This window comes from Rhizobium sp. 10N414 (genome assembly GCF_056394785.1).
The window spans coordinates 1-17,586 of sequence record NZ_JBFTIN010000069.1; the positions used below are offsets into that span (position 1 = coordinate 1).

Consider the following 17,586-nt stretch of genomic DNA (forward strand, 5'->3'; position numbering starts at 1 on the left):
TCGATCTCTTGCTCGCTCATCGCCAGCTCAATGACTCGCCGCCTTGGTGCCCTCAATGACTCGCCGCCTTGGTGCCATGATGAAACTCCTCATTTGAATAATCTCAAACCAGGAATCCACCAGCGCACGTCAGGTTCCATCAAACGCCGCTTTCATGGAATCGGTCGTCTAGGTGGCGTCGAAGACTATTGCCGCACCCGTGGCCTTGTCCGCGAGATTGAAGACACCCTTCGTAGTTCCGGCGAAATCGACATGAAGCTTTGCCGTCTTCAGGACAAGGCGATGCAAACGGCCCGGCAGCTTGCCGCAGAATATGGCTTGTCGCCCGTATCGCGCGCCCGTGTCGGTAGCGCAGCGACCGACGATCACGACAGCGACAATCCGCTGAAGGTGCATTGATGGCGAGCACCTATCCTTCATGGATTTTTGACGGCAGTCCGATTGATGACCCGTTCGGCTATGGCGAGCGTGCCGTGAAGTTCCTCCGGTTGCTGAAGCACCCGAACAGCAGCGCGCCGAAGTCCGCTTTTCAGCTTCACGATTGGCAGGAGCGCATTGTTCGCCGCATCTACGGACCCCGGCACCCGGACGGCAGGCGCATTGTCGAAACTGTTTTTTGGATGATCCCGCGCGGCAATCGCAAGACCAGTCTCGCCGCGGCGCTCGCACTTCTTCATACCATCGGCCCGGAGCGCGTTCCTGCCGGACAGGTGATCTTTGCCGCGTCCGACCGTGAACAGGCCGGGCTTGGCTTCAAGGAAGCCGCGAACATCGTCCGTATGGACAAGCGCCTTGTCGCCGCAACCCGCATCTATGACGCACACAACAGCGCCAAGAAGATCGCCCTTAAGGCCGAAGGCGTCGAACTTCAGGCCATTTCCAGCGACGGCGCAGCGCAGCACGGTAAGACGCCTAGCTTCGTGCTTGTCGATGAAATCCACGTTTGGAAGGGTCGCGACCTTTGGGAAGCGCTCAAGTCCGGTATGGTCAAGACCAGCGGCACGCTTATGGTGATCGCCACGACTGCCGGACGCGGTTCCGAAAATCTCGGCTTCACGGAATACGACTATGCCCGCAAGGTAGCGCGCGGCGAAATCGAAAACCCGGCTTATCTGCCGATCATTTTCGAAGCAGCGCCCGGCGACGATTGGCAGGATGAAGCCGTTTGGCATCGCTGCAATCCCGGCCTTGCCCACGGCTTCCCCAATTTGAACGCCTTACGCACGGCAGCGAAGGAAGCAGCCGATCGCCCGGCAGAGCGTTTCGCGTTCCAGCAGTTCAACCTCAATATCTGGCAGGCAGCTTCCCGCGATCCGCTGTTCGATATGGGAGTTTATGACGCCGGGCTTGATCCGCACTTCGATCTTGCCGACTTGTCCGGCCTGCCGTGCTTCCTTGGCGTCGATATGTCAGTGAACGGTGACTTGACCGCAGTCGTTGGCGCATGGCGTCACGATGATCGCCGCATCACGGTTCACCCGTGGTTCTTTGTGCCCGGCGAAGACCTGAAGGGACGTTCGCAGCGTGACGGCGTTCCTTATGAGCAGTGGCGCGACGAAGGCTTGATAACTGTCATTGACGGCCCGGTGATCGAACCGAAAGTGGTCGAAACGCACATTCGCGAGATTTGCGCCGATAATGACGACGTGCGGGAAATCGCCTTTGACCCGCACCTTGCCCGGATGACGATGCAGCGCCTTCATGATGACGGCTTGCCCGCAATCGAGATGCGACAGGCACCGCTCACGATGGGACCGGCTATCGGGCACCTTGAACGCACCGTGAATGGCCGCATGATCCGGCACAACGGGCACCCTATCCTTCGCCATCACTTTGATAGCGTCGTTGCCAGCCGCAACGATACCGGCCTTGTTCGGATGCACAAGGGAAAGAAGACCGACCGCATTGACGGCGCAGTTGCCGCTGCAATGGCCGTTGCGCGCGCCATCGCGAACGATAACCAACGCTCAATTCTCGACATAGACCCCGACGAACTGGACCGCATTTGGTCCGAAGCTGAAGCAGCATAGGAAATTTTAGCAATGGATGATACGCAGCGCCTTGTTGTCAGCCTTGAGGCCCGCATGACGAAGTATGAGCGGGACATGGCACGCGCCCGCTCTGCAACGAACGACCACTTCAAGAAGATGGAAGGCCGCGCCCGGCAGTCCGCAGAGAACATGGAAAAGACGCTTGGTAAGGCGTCCGCGTCTATCGGCGCGAAGCTGGAAGGCATCTTCGCCCCGCTCATGAAGGGCGGCGCTCTCGTCGCGGGCGTGGGCGGCGCGGCTATCGCTCTCAAGGAAATCGCCGATAGCGTCGCCGAAGTTGACCGGGAAGCCCGTAAGGCTGGCGTCTCTTCGAAGGTTTGGCAGCAGTGGACCTACGTTGCGACCGCGACCGGGATGAGCATTGACGGCGTAACCGACGCCCTCAAGGAACTGAATATTCGCGGCGACGAATTCGCCAAGACTAGCAAGGGCAGCGCCGAAGAAGCTTTTCAGCGGCTCGGCTATAGCGCGGTAGACGTTGCGCAGAAGCTGAAGGACCCGAACCGCTTCCTTGATGAGATTATCGGTAAGCTTCAGAAGATGGACGCGGCAGCGCAGACCCGTATCCTTGATGAGGTATTCGGCGGGACCGGCGCGGAAGATATGGCGAAGGTTCTCGGCCTGTCCGTCACCGAAATCCAGAAGATGCGCAGCGAGGCCGCAACCTTCACTGACGAACAGATTGTGTCCGCGAAGAAGATCGATCGCGAGTTTTCGACCATGTGGCGTAACTTCACCGTCTACGCCAAGCAGGCAGCAGTTGAAGGCGTCAACGTCGCGTCGAAGATCATCAGCGCTCTTAATGACCCTTCCGGGGGAGCGCGTGACCGCGCCGTTTCGGCTTACACTAGCCCGGAACAGCAGCTTAAGCGCCTTCAGGAGCAGCGCGCGAAGATCGCTCGCCAGATCGCAGACACCGAAGCCGATACTTCTAGCGTCATGAAGGAAGCAGAGCTTCGCCAGCTTCGCGCAGCACTTGCGGCCCTTGATGAGCAGATTACCGACCTCACGGGCGGCAGCGACGAATTCAAGGCAGCACTCAAGGAACTGTCCGCAGCTAGCAACAGCCTGTCCGGCGCGTTCGTTGGCAACGTCACGGCAGCGGCAAACTTTAAGACGGCGCTCGCCGACCTGAAGAAGCTTGTGCCGGAACTCAAGGCCGAACTGGATTCGCTCGCCACGACGGACGGCATTGATGCGGCTTATCAGCGTGCCGTTGGCAATGCCCGGACGATGGGCGAAGTCATGAACGCGACCGCCCTCGCAAACCGCGCCAAGAGCATCGCCCGGTTCGGCAAGCACGATAATATTCTGGACCTCATTGCAGCCGTCGAGAGCGGCGGGGACTATAATTCGACCCTCGATAATGGCCGCTGGACGGGCGGCGCTCAGAACCTTGTTAGTATGACGCTTGATCAGGTCCGTGCACTTCAGAAGAAGATGCTCGCCGACCCGGCAAACCGAGCCCTCTATGGCGATGGCAAGGGCTCTTCGGCGCTTGGCCGTTATCAGATCGTCGGCGATACTCTTGAGGGGCTTATCAAGGAACTTGGCCTTTCCGGTGATCGGCTCTTTGATGAGAAGACCCAGGACGAACTTGCCCGCGCGTTGCTACGCCGTCGTGGTAGCGATCCCGCATCCCTTCGGCAGGAATGGACCGGCTTGAACCGCGTTGACGATGGCACCATTCGCAACGCCTATGCCGGAACGCCGACCGCATCGCAGAAGCTCGACCCGACCGACAGCGAAAAGCAGAAGACCGAACTGATTAAGCAGCAAGACGCAGCGCGCAAGAGCTTGAACCAGACGGTGCAGGAAGGCTTGGACCTTGCCCGTTTCGAACAGTCGATTTCCGGCATGACGGCGCAACAGCAGCGCCTTGAGCTTGCCGTCTATCAGGCGCAGCAGGAAGCAAAGCGCGCGGGTATCACGCTCACCGACGCCGAACTTCAGAAAATCCGCGAAAAGATTACGCTCACGCAGCAGTTGGACGGCGAAAATCAGAAGGTTGCGCTTTCGACCGAAGGCTTGAAGACGGCAGAGCAGTATTTCGCGGAAAGCTTCACTAGCACGCTTTCCGGGCTTCTCACCGGCACGCAGAGCTTGAACGGTGCGCTTAAGAGCCTGCTTAACAACCTCGTCGACGCGACCCTTCAGGCCGCGCTTCTCGGCAAGGGACCGCTTGCCGGGCTTTTCGGTGGAACCGGAACCGGCATCCTTGGCAAGATTTTCGGATGGGCCGAAGGCGGGTATACCGGCGACGGCGGGAAGTATGAACCGGCAGGCGTCGTGCATCGTGGCGAATACGTCATGAGCAAGAAGGCAACTAGCCGGATCGGCGTCGGCAACCTTGAAGCACTTCATCGTGGCGCACTCGGCGGGTTTGCCGAAGGCGGCTATGTCGGCGGCGCGCCCGCAATCCGCAAGCCGGACCTGAAGCCCTCAAACGGCAATACCGTGCAGGCGATCTCGATTTCTGCACCGATCACCGTCAACGGCAGTGCCGGAACGCCGGAGCAGAATTCCGACCTTGCGAAGCAGATGGGGCGGCAGTTGGAACAGTCCATGCGCGGCCTTGTCGCCGATGAACTTCGGCGTCAGACTCGGCCCGGCGCATTCGGCAACACGAGGAGCCGCTAATTTGACTCATAGCGAGGCACCTGCGCGCTTTGCGCGCCCCGATGTGTCTTGGCTTATCCGGCACCCTAAACGCCTCTCATGGACTCGCTACGGTCGAAACTTTCGGGATTCACTTGAGGAATTATTTCCTCTATAATCGTGAAGATTAAAGATTGTAGCGGATTGAAGCACTTGCTCATCGATTTCGCTATAATACAAAAATGCCCTCGACAGCGTGCGTTTCTGTCGAGGGCTTGTATGCTGCTTCTGATTTCAGCGAGTTAAGATATAGGACTAAATTCCTTTATCGTCAACCCTATTTCAGCGGCTCCCCTTGCGGAGTGTCGTTAGCTCCAAGAGGACCATACTGGCCTTGGATGCGAGGGCGATACCGGGAACCTGACCGGCGCTATCAGTCAGCCAGAGACGAACGGAAGATCATGCTGACCGGCTCCCCGATGGAGAACATCGGACGCTTCAGCGGGTTATCGCCGCACCGGGAAACCGCGTGGAATGGATGCAATAAAAGATGGACGCAATGTGAAACGCTGACAGGATCAGCAACCACAACGTCCAGTCACGTGTCGATTGAAGGAAAGTCGAACGTGGCGCACCTACCGCTTTGCCCGCAAGGGCAGGATTACGGAGTGCTACTAGGCAAATGGAAGCCGCCTAGTGGGTCTAACGGACCAGAACTCTTCACCACCTGTTTGACGCAGAAATCCCCCTCGACTTGAACACCCGCCGACCCCGTGTCGGCTTTTATGTGTTGTTCAAGTCGAGGGGGAATAAGTCCTATTCCCGCAGGTTGTTATGATGTGATGACGATTAAGCAGATGCTGAAACAGTCCAGCGAGCGAAAGCGAGCGGGCAAGGCCGAAGGCCGCGCAGGGAGGGAGCCAGAGGCGACCGAGTAACGGTCACGTGGTCTTCATCGCTTTGCGTATCATGCTTAGGCCCGGCAATTTTCGCAAGTCCGCCAAAGTCTCCGGTCCGCCCTTTCGGTGCATCATGCGATGGCAATTAGCGCAGAGCACAGCGAAATCCTTGGCTGGATCCATTGGGACTACCTGATCACTTGGCAGGGACGATAGCGGAATTAGATGGTGCGCTTCGATGTAGTCTTGACCCGTGGCCCCATACACGGCCCCGAAGTTAAAGTCGCATCCCTGGCAAATGACCCCTAAAAGCTGCTTCACTTTTTTCGCAGCTTTCGGGTTGCGTTCTATGGAGCGATGGAATCGATAGCGGCGCCGTTCGTCCAAGGTCTCGTTGGGTGTGTCAGCCGCTTCCGGCTCGAAATCTATACTCGTTACACCGCCAAGTGCCGGGAGTGCCAAATAAAGCCTGAGGACATCGAGAAGATCGGTTGTAAGTTGAATGTCATCGGGCAAGCTCGCCAGATCATACGAAAAGCCCAGAATGTGGCCGGCCTCATAGCCGTCCGGCAGTGTGCCCGTCGCCTCGAGGTCAATGTCGTCTTGCCGCGCGTTGGTTGTGTGGCCTTGTAATCTGCTCCGGGCGAGACTTGCCCGGCGTCGCAACTCGTCGCGGTATGCTTTGCCGAATTCCGCATGAACAGCTGTCGTCCCTTGATTCAAAGAGAGATAAAGCCGGCTCATATCAGCTGAGAACAGGTAGACGATATAGTATCCAGTTGTCGCGCTTTCGGTAATCGCCCGGTTGAAAACTGCAATCCATGGCACTGCTGCCCAGTTCCCTTGCCCAGGGCTACCCGTTACCTTCAGGCCAGGCCTGCTCTGCCCCGGAAGGCGCGCCTCTACCTCCTCCTTCGCGTCATCACGTATAAAGGCGGCGAGCGCATTGTCCTTCAGTGGTTGGGAAGCTGCTGTAAGGAAATTCCGGGTGATGTGAAGAAATGCAGATCTCATTGTATGGCCTTAATGTTGAACCGTTCGCGTTATGGCTGCAATATCGGAGATAAGTAAATACTTACTTATCTATCTGATTAATTTGTATAATTCTCATTTTGTTTCTTGAGTTTGCGCCCGCCGCAATACATGATTCTACGGCCTCGTCACAACGCATGGGAAGTAGGATTATGCAGAGCTATTTTTCAAACGATGTTTATCATCATGTGCTTGATCAACTTGAAGCAATCGTTCGGACATACGATCCGGCTGCGCCGGACATGGTGCGCAGCGACATTATTCAGGTTCTCGGCGAAGAACTCGGCGTCTGGCCCACGTCGGTCTTCATTGATGCGGACAGGAAGACAATCGCGATCGCAGCCTGAACGAAATCAAAGGCTTATCAATCGCCTATGAAATCCTATGGAAAACCAACTTGATATGTGAATATTGGGTGGTCCCATTAATCACAAAGGGACATCACATGACCAGCTACACCGGAAATGAGCGCGACCGGCAGATGAATGCCGATCCAAGCGCCGTGCAGATTATACACGTTGAAGGTGCAAATCCCTTATACGCGCCACTAGCTGAACAAATCGCTGATATTCTCGCGTCCTTTCTAAAGAACCACGCCTATATGGGCGATGGGCAGGGAAATTGCGGCGAGGTGTCAGCCATTGCTCACGCGGTCGCGATGTGCGCGGGCTATAAGCCCCGTCTGATTGGGGGCAATTGCCTCAACGCAGAAGGCGAGGCACCTTTTGGGAGGCGCGGCGGGCACTATTGGGTTGAGATGCCGGACGGCGTGGTGATTGATGGCGCGGGCACCAACCGCGTTCAAATCTATCGTCCCGAAGCCGTGGGTTATCGTATGATCCCAATTATTGGCTATAGGCGCGGCGGTGCATGTATGCGCAAAGCCAAGACTTGGCTGGACTTGAGCGTCACTATTCAAAAGGCGATTGCCGAGAAGGGCGCAAACTTCCGGTGGTCTCAAATGGAGGCCGCATAATGCCGATTCCAAAAGATACGCCCGCCGTCTTTGACGAAATCCTTGAGGACTACCGGCACGGCACCATCGACCGTCCCGAAGTCCAGCAGCGCATCGCCGATGCGATCAAGGTCGACCCCGCCTTGCAGAAGTTCAAGGATGAGCATCTGGCATGGACCGACCATGACGACACCGTTGAATGGCTTGAAAGGATCTAGGAGCGACTGGCCCGCCAATCACGGCGGGCCTTTTCTTTTCATGGAGCTACCATGTCCAGCAGATACGAAGGAATGACCGCGAAGGACGCCGACGACCTCATGGTTGGTATAATCGGAACCATTGTCTGTGAAGAACTCGTTACGGCCCGGAAGATGACACCGGAGGAGTGGGACGAACGCGATATCTTTCGGTGGTCGCATGAGGTTGCCAGTGCGATTTACTACGCGGTCGAGAACCGGCGCAAAGGCGCGCCGTGACGAAGTTTTCGGAAGCCGCTATTGAGCGCCATATCAGACGCAAGCACCCCGGTTGCCCTGATTTCGCGGCTGCGTTTTTCGTCGGTGAGATCGCAAAGAAGGATTGGAAAGACGCATCTCTCGGTATGGCCGTGGGTATCACGATGCAGACAACGCTACGGCATACCATGACCGACTACGATCAGTTGCTTCTATGCGGCGTTGATCGTCAGGAGGCGCGGCGACGAGTGCAACCGAAGGTCAACGCAGTGATCGCGGGGTGGAGGAAGCGCCAGACCTGAACACGAAACCCGCCGCTTAAAATCGGCGGGTTCTCTTGTTGATTCCCGCATATTGCCTACGAGCGCTTGGATACTTCAACAATCTTGTCGAGGCGTTCAATGATCACGGCAACCGCGAAAAGGCCGATACCCGATCCGATGCTACTACCCACAAGCACCGCTGCCGTGGGCATTCCAACCAAACTTGAGAAATAAAGAGCCGCAACCGGCCCACCGATCAGTGTGATCAATCCCAATGTCGAGAAAAATGCTGCTGCCAAAATCAATCCTCCAATAAGCAATACTTGAAAGTTGCACGGAGAGGTTTCATCGGTCAATATTGGTTGTAGTCGCCAAGGGGAGCGGCAAAGGGATTACTTGATGAGATTCGATTTCACGGGCACCGCACGATTTATGCGTCGGCGCTTCGTCAGACACGCATGGACAACTACTCAGCAGAGATGGACAACATCGTTTGCAGTAGGGGGATTGGTGCTTGCAACGATAGTAATGCCCTCTTTCGGCATTGCTGTATTTGGCACGGCGTTCGCGGGCTGGTGGCTCGCCGTCTTTATCATGACCGTATTCTTTGGGCTTCTCGGTAATCGCCTTGGCGTAGGTCGCGAGAAGGCGACGTTGCAGAGGCAGAACGGCGACTGACTACCCCTGGGTGTGCGGTAGTGATTCACGGGGGGTAAATTGGCGGGCGTTTTCGCGTATCATTAGATTGGTTTGATATGAGGCAACAGACAGCATTATCGTGGTCTGTTTGCGTTGTGGTAAAGGGCGCTCGCTTGTTGTTTTCGCTTAAAAAGTGTGGTGTGTAGAAACAAATCACCACTCGAGCGGTTTCATGGCAAAAATTGATATTAATGCACGTCTCATCTCTTCTGATGTCCGCTGCTGGCGACTGTTTCCGGGAAGCAGCTATCGAGGTCTTCCGCGATCAGAACGTTGCTTTTCTTGATGTTCCAGGCTTTCAACTACCGAGTGGAAAACTTGCTGCGGCAAAAGATCTACCAAAACGGATTCGAAGATCAGAGATTGTTCTTGAGAAGATCGCCAAGGACGGAAAAGATGTAACCCATCATGTTACAGACGCAGAGCTTGATAAATTTAAGGTGGGGCGGCGACGCCAGCGAAATCAACAGGCGTTGATAAACTTCTTCGATCACGCGGCGGGCGGCGATTTGGTCGTCACACCCGAGCCCCTTTATCGGGGGAAGATTATGATTGGCGTGTTCCACGACAATCCAGACGTTACCGTTAATGCAACCTCCCCGCGACACTATGGCATTACCACTGTTCCAGCTCGCCGCATTACTTGGCTTCGGGAGGTGGATGAAAATACAGTTTCCACCCGTCTATCTAGTAGTTTGAGACACCAGCACCCTTTTAGCATTCTCGAAAAAAGTGTGTTTACGGAGGTGTTTTCGCTCGCATACGACTCATTCGTTTTCGGCGAGCAACACAGCAGCGTCCTTTTCAATAGAAAGAATGATTACACAGATCGCGAAACAGCTTTGATCGGCATTGTGTCAAGCATAGCTGCGGTCTTGTGCGAAGCCGTGACCAACCATGATGATGATGATGTCGATCTTCTAACGGCACTTCTGAGCCAAGCGAGCATGGAATTTCATTGCCAACAGGCTGCTGACATACACTCGCCAGGTTTCAATCGTTTCACCAGTTCTACGCCCACAGCTTTGGTGATCGCTGCGATGCTTGCTACGCTTAGCCTGCTCTCAAGTTGCGACAATCAACAATTAATGGCGTCCACCATTAGTGATTTGGAATATATAAACTCATCCGCCCCTGCAAACGACGCATGCACAGCCACGGTCTCTAAAACTTCTGATCGTATCCTTAAAACCATAGGAAGTGACAAACTTTGGAAAATGTGCCAAGCTATGAAGGAAGCGCAGAACCGCGCAGGACTTGAATCCAGCGCAAAAATTATCAAGTGACGTCCATGGGAAATGAGATCAAGGCTGCATTATGGGGTGCCGTCGCCGGCTCTGTTGTGAGCGCGGTGATTAGTTTTGGCGTTCAGATGTTCGGCGATGACATCACAATGAAAAAGACCGCAAGACTAGAGACGGTCTTGGAATATACGAAGCAAGAGTCACCCATAACGCCGGTGGCAGCAAAATACATTGCCGTATTGACCAATCGTGGCTCCAATTTGGGTGAAGTGCAGACCGAGCTTCGAGGTAAACTTGCTGACGAAATATTGCGTGCTGAAAAGTTACGCCCCCTTTTCGGCGGCGCGGATCGGGCAATCGGCCAGTATCAGGGCGCGCTAGAAAACTTCTCTGCTACGATAGACAAAGCAACCGATGTGACCGAGATGCGGGATTGGGCGGAGAATTTTGGCAAGGTCGTCGACACCCGCCAAGCACTCGACAGAACTCTTTTGAGGGAAGTCGGGGTCTAATACCCACGGTCACCTAACCGAAATTGCCCGCAATTCTTGCGGGCCGAACATCCCCACGACGAAAATGCGCTGTTCTGCGAAAAAGCAGTCAGATGCTCATTGGAATGATCCGACAAGGTAATCCTAGACGCGAATCATGCTCCGCGTTCGAAATCCTGAGAAACAGCAACGCAATTGAAATGGCCCTTGAGCACAAGTGCGATTTCGTGCACAACAGTCGTGCTTCGGACAAAAGTGCAGTCATTACAAGCTTACAAATCGGTCAAAATAGTCGTTGAAATTCAATCACATAGTTGATTTCGAATCTCTCCACTCCGACCACTACCCTTCCCCTCCACATCAAGACTTGTCGGACTTTCGCAGGACATCCTCCGATCGACGCTTCCGAAAACTTCGATGCCGTAGTGGGGCCTCCGTGTTGTCCCAGGAATCATAAGTCTAAGATTTCCAGTTCTGAATGGCCGGTTCGGCGAGGCACTTCACCTAGTCCTGATCGGCATTGTCAGAATTTGAGCGATCCGGATCAGCGCCACGGAGAGCCTGCACGCTGGCTGCGGCAATAAGACCCGTAAGGACAATCCCGCATAGGCCGATCACCAGAGCCAGCACCCGCGCGATTGTCTGCTTTGGTACGAGGTCGCCGTAGCCGATCGTCAATCCCGTAACAAAGGTGAAGTACAGGGTGTCGCCGAGCTGCCATCCTTCGATCCATCCGACAAGTGCGCCTGACCCGACGATGACAACGAGAACACCGGAGAAGATCGGCCACAATATTCGAAGTTGCTGGAAGAGAGAGGCGAAGAACCGCCTTCTCATCCTCCTCGATTTAAACTTGCTCTCTGTGCCTCGCGTCATCGGCGCCGCTTTCCTTGCGCTTCCAAGGTGCCTGATTGAGTTTGCTTTGGCGTCGCTGCAGAGCTATCGCGCGGCGCGCCTAGAAGTAGCCTTTCGATCACGTCGGTCCAGCTGGAGGCAAGACAAACAAGGTGAAGGCGAAGATCGCGTAGAGGGCAAGTGCCATCACTCCTGCGTACCAAGCGCCTCGACCACCGTTCGACAGAAGCGTAGCGGCCACGGTGGCGACGATCATCATTGTAACTGCCCCGGGCCAGAACTGCAGCGTCATTGGTTCCGGTCCGATGACGTAGCTGACAATGACCAGCAGCGGGGCAACGAAAAGCGCGATCTGGGCGGCGCTGCCGAGCGCGATCCCAACGCTGAGATCAAGGCGATCCGCCCGAGCTGCCGAAAACGCGGTGGTCATCTCCGCGGCCGCACCAACAAGGGCGACCACGATGAAGCCGACGAACGCCGGTGTCATTCCCAGATGTTCAGCCGCAACCTGAACCGACCCGACGAAAATTTCACTGACCAATGCGACCAGCACGGTTACGCCGACGAGAATGGCGATGCTGAGGCCAAGCGGCCAGGTAGCCTGCTCTTCGTCCGCGTGACCGGCACTGGCGAAAAGCTCCTTATGTGTTCGCAAGGAGAACAACATGCCCAAGGCGTAGACGGCGATGAGGATGACCGACAACCCGAGGCTCACGTTGTGAGAGATGGCGAGCGGTGGCGGCTGATCGACTTCACTGATGATCGACGGCACCAGAACGGCAATGGTTGCCAGGAAAAGCAGGCAGGCCTGGAAGCGAGCATTGACGCGATTGAACTCCTGCAGGTGATGCTTCAACCCGCCGAGTAGAAATGCGCCGCCCAGCATGAACAGGGTGTTTGTAACGATTGCGCCGGCCAGCGATGCCTTGACCAGCAGATATTGTCCCGTCCGCAGGGCCGAAAGCGATATCACCAGCTCGGTCAGATTTCCGAGCGTAGCATTTAGCAGGCCGCCGACCGCGTCGCCCGTTCTCGCCGCAACCGCCTCGGTTGCACGGCTAAGGAGCGTCGCCAGAGGAATGATTGCAAGGACCGATATGAAAAAGAGCAGCGTATGACTGTCCGGAACCAGGTGCTCCAGGACGATGACGATCGGCACCAGCACGATCAGCCAGAGAACGGGCGTGTGTCGCAGTTCTTGAAGAACACTTCTTCCGATGCCAGCAGATGGAGAAGATCGTCCGTCGGAGCTGCTCATGTCGTTTCTCCCATCATAAGATAGTCTCGTTTGCAGGCGATGCATTCTCGGTAGGAGTACTCATCCGAGAGGATCGCGATCGGCAGCCGAACCGAGCGTCTGCAAAGACCGCCAGCAAAGCAGGCGTTTCCCAACAGCGTTAGTCTCGGGGCGTTCATCCGAGCCTCCACACTCCCAGGGGGCGGCCCATCAACTGCTGGCGCGCGGCATCGTTTCGACGCCGCGGCCTCTTTCCGATCAGGACTTAATCTTGAAGACACCGAGGTTGATAAGTTGAACACGTCTGTTGTTCGACCCTTTCACGTCAGTGCCTTCGATCGGTAAGTGTTCCCCGACACCGACCGCGTAAAGGCGCGCCGGATCGACGGCAAACGTCGTCGATAGTGCTTCTTTGATTGCAGCAGCACGCTGTTCGCTGAGATCGAGGTTATGTTTTTCGTCCCCGGTCGCGCTGGCATGACCGACCACGAGGAACTTGTAGTCCCACAGGTTCGGATGATGCAACGCGTCGGCGATCAGCCCGAGGGTGCGATAGGAATTCGGCTGGATGGCGACAGAGTCGTTCTCGAAATCGATCTCGACCACCATCTGCGGCAGTTTCCCTATCCGCTTCCAGTTCGGAAGCGCAGACATCGGCTGGTTACCGCCGTTGATAGCCTCCTGTCGCAATATCTCGAGGTCGATCGCAGGAGCCGCCGCCCTGAGTTTACCGAGTCCCTTGACGATGCGCTCCTGGGAGACCTCCTGCGCCGACGCAAAGCCGGAAAACAATACCCCCGTGGCCAGAACGAGAATGGCTTTGGAAATAAGACGTTTCATCGGTTTACCTCCAACCTGCATCGGTGATGACCTGATTGCATTCCTTGCTGACGCGCTTTTCCTTTTTCACCAGACAAGCCAGCACGAAGCCGTCACCCTTGATGCCTGAGCAACTTTTGGACATGTCCCGCTGGCAGACCCGCTCGTACGCGGTCTGCGCGTGTTCTCGCTGGGTTATCGATTGGAACACTGATGTCAGCGAGCCTTTGCAAGTGGGCGACACTTTTGCCGCGTTCTGCTGCAGGCAGTCGGCGATCCGTCCGCTGCCGAGGTTCAGTCCCTTGCACAGTTTCTGGATGTCCGTGCCGCAGTCGGCGGCGAGCTTCGTGACCGCATCCGCATAGCTCAGCGTCTGCGCCGGCGCATTCCCGGCAAATGTCAGCGTCGCCAACGTGAGCGCCGCCGTAAGAATTCCGCGTTTGAACATGTCGCCCTCTCCCTGCCTCGACGATCTAGGCGGTGAATGTTCTCACGAAGCGCTATGATTGGGGACGTATATTACGGTAGCGCACACCGCAGAGCACTCACTTCGGCGGCGCGGCAGTACCTGCTTCGTGCGCCCGGATCGCCTGCGCGGCAGCCACCGCGCCACCCTCCTTGTCGTCACCTCCGACCTGCACCGTCGGTTGGGCGAACGTGATCCCGTTTGCCAGGAACAACTCGCGAATCTTGGCGTAGGCCTTGCGGCGTATGTAGGTCTGCATGCCGGGAACCGTGGTCATGGCGAAGCTCAATACGATTCCGTAGTCGGCGAACTCCTCGACACCCTTCATCTTCAAGGGCTCGATAAAGAGCGGCCCGAGTTCCGGGTCATCCTTCAGCTCCGCTCCGACCTTTTTGGTCAGCTTGCGTGCCTTGTCGATATCGGTGTTGAAGCCGACCGTGATCCTGAACTTGTCGATCACCCAGTCGCGGCTCATGTTCTGGACGGCTCCGAGTTCGCCGAATGGCACGGTGAAGACCGGACCGCGATGATGACGAAGGCGTACCGATCGCAGGCTGAAGCCCTCCACGGTTCCTTTGTAATCCTTGGCCTGGATGTATTCCCCAACCCGGAAGGCATCATCCAGCATGTAGAACACACCGCTGATGACGTCCTTGACGAGGGTCTGCGAACCGAAACCGATGGCAACGCCGAAGATGCCGGCTCCCGCGATCAATGGCCCGATCTGTACGCCCATCTGGGCCAGCACGACCAACGCCGCCATGACCGCGACAACAACAGCCAATGCATTGCGAAAGATCGGAAGAAGCGTGCGGAACCGTGCCCGTTTGGCGGCATCAGCGGGCGCAAGGGATGTTGCGTCGGTCGCCACCCGCAACGTTCTATCGATCCAGCCTCTGGCCAGTTGCCAAAGAAAATCAGCAACCACGAGGATCAAAACACTCTTCAGGCCCCCGTAGAAAAGGGCAGCGACAACAGGATCGCGCTGACCCAATGTGTCCGGATTGAGACGCCAAACAAGTGCCAGCCACCCGACGGCGAGGAAGATCACCGCCGCGCGTGCGCCACGGACGATCAAGACACCACGAAGGCTACCGGGATCGCTTACGAAAGACCCTGCCACGCGGCCAACGGCGTTGAGCATCGCCGGTAGTACGAGGACATAGACGCCGATCCAGAAAAGGCCTCTCATGTCGAGGCACCAGATGATCCACAGCGCGACGAGGAAGGCAACCACAGCCGCTTTCCACGGCCGAGATCGCTGCGACGTAGCCCACACCATCTCGATCGCGACAAATAGCCCAACGACCGACAAGCAGTAGCTGATTGCATCCCTAACCAGCGGCGGAACGCCCAAAGGTTCTCCGATTGCCGCCGTGGCAACGGCAAAGCAGACAAGCCCGAATAGGATCATCAACCGTGTGCGCAAGAACGGCGTGATACCGGCGGCGGACAAAAATGCGACCGCCAGCCGAAACGCGACGAATGCCGTGAGATAGGCAAGCAAGGTGATACGGGCGAGAGGCGGCCATTCCACGGCAAAGAACACGATCGCCATTGCCCCCGCGAAGATTCCGACTGGGGCCAGTCGGCCAAGGAGCGTTTCGCGGGGCTTGGCTAGCCTGCGGTACAGCCCCTCGACGAGGAGACCGAGAGCGACCAGTCCGCCGAATATGACGAATACGGGCGCATAGCCTCGGCTTACGGCGTCATGCCGTGTTCTGGCAGCGGCGGCCGCCACTTCCGCTGGTATCGCCGGTATGGCCGTGATGATTTCGTGAACGCGCGTCCGCGCCGCAGACTCCCAGCTGACCAAATCGGAGGCGCCTGCGGATGAAGCGGGGCTCTGAGGTGCACCGACCTCCTTGCGACTGTTCAGCCAGGCCTGCACCTCCGGGTCCTGAAGAAGGCGCACGAGTTCGTCGATCTTCTGCTGTGGTGCGGCCGCGGGAGCTTGCGCCACGGCATTGAATGCGAAGAGAAGTCCGGCGATGAGAGACAGAATCCATTTCATGCTGGTTTTCCCCCTATTGCGTCAGCGTCTGCGGCTTCAGGTCGCCGCCAAGCGTATCGTCGGCCGGCCGTGGCTTTCTTCTCTCAGCAAGCGGCTGCTCGATGATTGTCGCCGGAACCGCGACGGCTGTAGCCGCAACCGTACCGATGTTCGTCACCGTGCCGCCGACCACGGCTGTAATGCCTTGGCCGAGCGTGACATTCGAATCCGTAAGTGTCTGGCCCGTCATGAGTCGCTGGCCGATAAGTTGGACGATTTCCGGACTTTCGGCAAACTTGCCGTGATTGAGCCCGTCCTCGGTCTTTACTTTCGTCAAATCGATCGCGGCGATGCCCGCTTTTTCGAGCTTCGACCGATAGGGCTCTTCCGCAGGATTGATGGCGCCGAGACGGGAGACCCGCCCCGTAATGAAGCTCGAAACCGCGAGAGCCTTATCATCCTGGGACACGAAGATCGTGAACTTCGGACGTGGCTCGCCCATTTCGGCGAACTGCTTGGCAAAGACTTGGATATCGATATCGGGGGAAGCGAGGATCACATTGTGAATTTTCGGATCCACACGGCCGTCGCGTATCCCCATCTGCCGCAGCGATTCCATCGCCAGCCAGGTCCCCATCGAATGTGCCATGATGGTGATATCCTTGACATTGGGATCGGCAGCGAGCGTGCGAAGGGCCTGCTCCAGTCCCGTGCGTGAATAATTCGTGCTTTCCTTGTCATACTGGTAGGCGGTGATTTCGGCTCGCGACGGCCATGTGAACAGTACCGGCGTCGCCTCCATCCTGCTATCGTGCACGATCTGCGCCAGCCGGAAGACGGAATCCTCGTAGGTGTTGTTGAAGCCGTGAATGAACACTAGCGCATGTCCGCCGTTCACATGCTGCGCGAACCATTCGCGCCCTTGCGCGATGGTGTCTATCTGCTGAGCATTCGTCACAGCGAAATCGGTTGCCGGATCAGGTGGGAGACGCTTCGGCCACTGTACCGTGCCCGGCTCGCGCTTCGGCGGAATCGAGACTGTGATTTGCGTCAGGTGCGGCTTGGAACTGCGCTCCCCATTGAATAGCGTCGCCGGGTCCCCAGACGGCTCGCGTGTGGTCGCAACCAGCATCGCAACCTTGGACGTTGGTGGAGCGGAAGCCGACAGCGGAACCGGCGTCATGACACCGTCCGGATGTCCGCAACTCGTCAGAAAAAAGAGAAGAAGAGGGATACTGCGTTTCACCATGTCTGCATTCCAGCTATTGCCCAGGGGGATGGGCGATCTCAAGCCTGGAGGCTAGCAGGTGGCGTGCGGCGAGGCCTGTAGCATCGCGTAGTATCTGTCGGGACGGACGCCGCCGTGGTACGAAATTGCCACGCCAGCGAGAGGATGACGGCAACGGCTAGTAGCGCGTTTTCGTGGTTCGAATCATATCAAGCAGCCTCGGCGAGCTTGTATGACCATGTGTGGATGACGGGATGACGATTGATGTCGTCGATACCGGCCATAATGCGTTCCTTGAGCT

18 protein-coding genes are annotated in these 17,586 nt (G+C 56.8%); 10 read left to right on the top strand and 8 right to left on the bottom strand.

Annotated elements, in window-relative coordinates; translation table 11 throughout:
• Window positions 1-30 precede the first annotated feature (30 nt).
• The 3 genes from AC1DE4_RS30615 to AC1DE4_RS30625 are packed head-to-tail and all read left to right on the top strand — an operon-like array spanning window position 31 to window position 4,691.
• The gene (locus tag AC1DE4_RS30615; protein ID WP_477884643.1) at window positions 31-399 is read left to right on the top strand and encodes a P27 family phage terminase small subunit; all 369 of its coding nucleotides are present in this window, start codon (window positions 31-33) and stop codon (window positions 397-399) included.
• Window positions 399-2,030, top strand: a complete 1,632-nt coding sequence (locus AC1DE4_RS30620) for a terminase large subunit (protein ID WP_477884632.1) — start codon at window positions 399-401, stop codon at window positions 2,028-2,030. The genes AC1DE4_RS30615 and AC1DE4_RS30620 overlap by 1 nt, the downstream gene beginning before the upstream one ends.
• 12 nt (window positions 2,031-2,042) lie before the next feature.
• The gene (locus AC1DE4_RS30625; protein WP_477884633.1) at window positions 2,043-4,691 is read left to right on the top strand and encodes a phage tail tape measure protein; all 2,649 of its coding nucleotides are present in this window, start codon (window positions 2,043-2,045) and stop codon (window positions 4,689-4,691) included.
• A gap of 899 nt (window positions 4,692-5,590) precedes the next feature.
• Here the strand turns inward: AC1DE4_RS30625 and AC1DE4_RS30630 are convergent.
• The gene (locus AC1DE4_RS30630) at window positions 5,591-6,562 is read right to left on the bottom strand and encodes an MrcB family domain-containing protein (RefSeq protein WP_477884634.1); all 972 of its coding nucleotides are present in this window, start codon (window positions 6,560-6,562) and stop codon (window positions 5,591-5,593) included.
• A gap of 170 nt (window positions 6,563-6,732) precedes the next feature.
• Between AC1DE4_RS30630 and AC1DE4_RS30635 the strand changes: the two genes are divergently transcribed.
• The 5 genes from AC1DE4_RS30635 (at window position 6,733) to AC1DE4_RS30655 (ending at window position 8,292) form a co-directional block, all read left to right on the top strand.
• Window positions 6,733-6,927: a hypothetical protein gene (locus AC1DE4_RS30635; RefSeq protein WP_477884635.1), complete on the top strand. Its 195-nt coding sequence runs from the start codon at window positions 6,733-6,735 to the stop codon at window positions 6,925-6,927.
• A 98-nt stretch (window positions 6,928-7,025) separates the two neighbouring features.
• Entirely contained in the window at window positions 7,026-7,556 is a 531-nt protein-coding gene (locus tag AC1DE4_RS30640; protein WP_477884636.1) for a hypothetical protein, read from the top strand.
• The gene (locus tag AC1DE4_RS30645; RefSeq protein WP_477884637.1) at window positions 7,556-7,753 is read left to right on the top strand and encodes a hypothetical protein; all 198 of its coding nucleotides are present in this window, start codon (window positions 7,556-7,558) and stop codon (window positions 7,751-7,753) included. The genes AC1DE4_RS30640 and AC1DE4_RS30645 overlap by 1 nt, the downstream gene beginning before the upstream one ends.
• Window positions 7,754-7,804: 51 nt before the next feature.
• The gene (locus AC1DE4_RS30650) at window positions 7,805-8,011 is read left to right on the top strand and encodes a hypothetical protein (RefSeq protein WP_477884638.1); all 207 of its coding nucleotides are present in this window, start codon (window positions 7,805-7,807) and stop codon (window positions 8,009-8,011) included.
• Window positions 8,008-8,292 carry a DUF2293 domain-containing protein gene (locus AC1DE4_RS30655; protein WP_477884639.1) on the top strand — a complete coding sequence of 95 codons (285 nt, stop codon included), beginning with the start codon at window positions 8,008-8,010 and terminating at the stop codon, window positions 8,290-8,292. Before AC1DE4_RS30650 ends, AC1DE4_RS30655 begins: the two co-directional genes overlap by 4 nt.
• A 56-nt stretch (window positions 8,293-8,348) precedes the next feature.
• Here AC1DE4_RS30655 and AC1DE4_RS30660 read toward each other — a convergent pair whose 3' ends face one another.
• The gene (locus tag AC1DE4_RS30660) at window positions 8,349-8,609 is read right to left on the bottom strand and encodes a hypothetical protein (RefSeq protein ID WP_477884640.1); all 261 of its coding nucleotides are present in this window, start codon (window positions 8,607-8,609) and stop codon (window positions 8,349-8,351) included.
• Between the two features lie 555 nt (window positions 8,610-9,164).
• Between AC1DE4_RS30660 and AC1DE4_RS30665 the strand changes: the two genes are divergently transcribed.
• Together AC1DE4_RS30665 and AC1DE4_RS30670 are read left to right on the top strand one after the other, a co-directional pair.
• The gene (locus AC1DE4_RS30665) at window positions 9,165-10,238 is read left to right on the top strand and encodes a hypothetical protein (protein WP_477884641.1); all 1,074 of its coding nucleotides are present in this window, start codon (window positions 9,165-9,167) and stop codon (window positions 10,236-10,238) included.
• Between the two features lie 5 nt (window positions 10,239-10,243).
• A complete protein-coding gene (locus AC1DE4_RS30670) occupies window positions 10,244-10,708 on the top strand; it encodes a hypothetical protein (RefSeq protein WP_477884642.1) in 465 nt (154 codons plus the stop codon).
• Window positions 10,709-11,191: 483 nt separating this feature from the next.
• Here AC1DE4_RS30670 and AC1DE4_RS30675 read toward each other — a convergent pair whose 3' ends face one another.
• From AC1DE4_RS30675 to AC1DE4_RS30700, 6 genes are all read right to left on the bottom strand, one after another.
• Window positions 11,192-11,524, bottom strand: coding sequence for a potassium channel family protein (locus tag AC1DE4_RS30675; RefSeq protein ID WP_018117080.1), 333 nt, complete (start codon window positions 11,522-11,524; stop codon window positions 11,192-11,194).
• A 136-nt stretch (window positions 11,525-11,660) separates the two neighbouring features.
• Entirely contained in the window at window positions 11,661-12,800 is a 1,140-nt protein-coding gene (gene cax, locus AC1DE4_RS30680) for a calcium/proton exchanger (protein WP_192241857.1), read from the bottom strand.
• Between the two features lie 237 nt (window positions 12,801-13,037).
• Window positions 13,038-13,619 (bottom strand): OmpA family protein, encoded by a 582-nt coding sequence (locus AC1DE4_RS30685; RefSeq protein WP_018117082.1) that lies wholly within the window; start codon window positions 13,617-13,619, stop codon window positions 13,038-13,040.
• A 4-nt stretch (window positions 13,620-13,623) separates the two neighbouring features.
• Entirely contained in the window at window positions 13,624-14,046 is a 423-nt protein-coding gene (locus AC1DE4_RS30690; RefSeq protein ID WP_018858619.1) for a hypothetical protein, read from the bottom strand.
• Window positions 14,047-14,143: 97 nt separating this feature from the next.
• Window positions 14,144-16,078 carry a mechanosensitive ion channel family protein gene (locus AC1DE4_RS30695; protein ID WP_192241856.1) on the bottom strand — a complete coding sequence of 645 codons (1,935 nt, stop codon included), beginning with the start codon at window positions 16,076-16,078 and terminating at the stop codon, window positions 14,144-14,146.
• Between the two features lie 13 nt (window positions 16,079-16,091).
• On the bottom strand, window positions 16,092-17,306 hold the full coding sequence (locus AC1DE4_RS30700) for an alpha/beta hydrolase (protein WP_192241855.1): 1,215 nt from the start codon (window positions 17,304-17,306) through the stop codon (window positions 16,092-16,094).
• Between the last annotated feature and the right edge of the window lie 280 nt (window positions 17,307-17,586).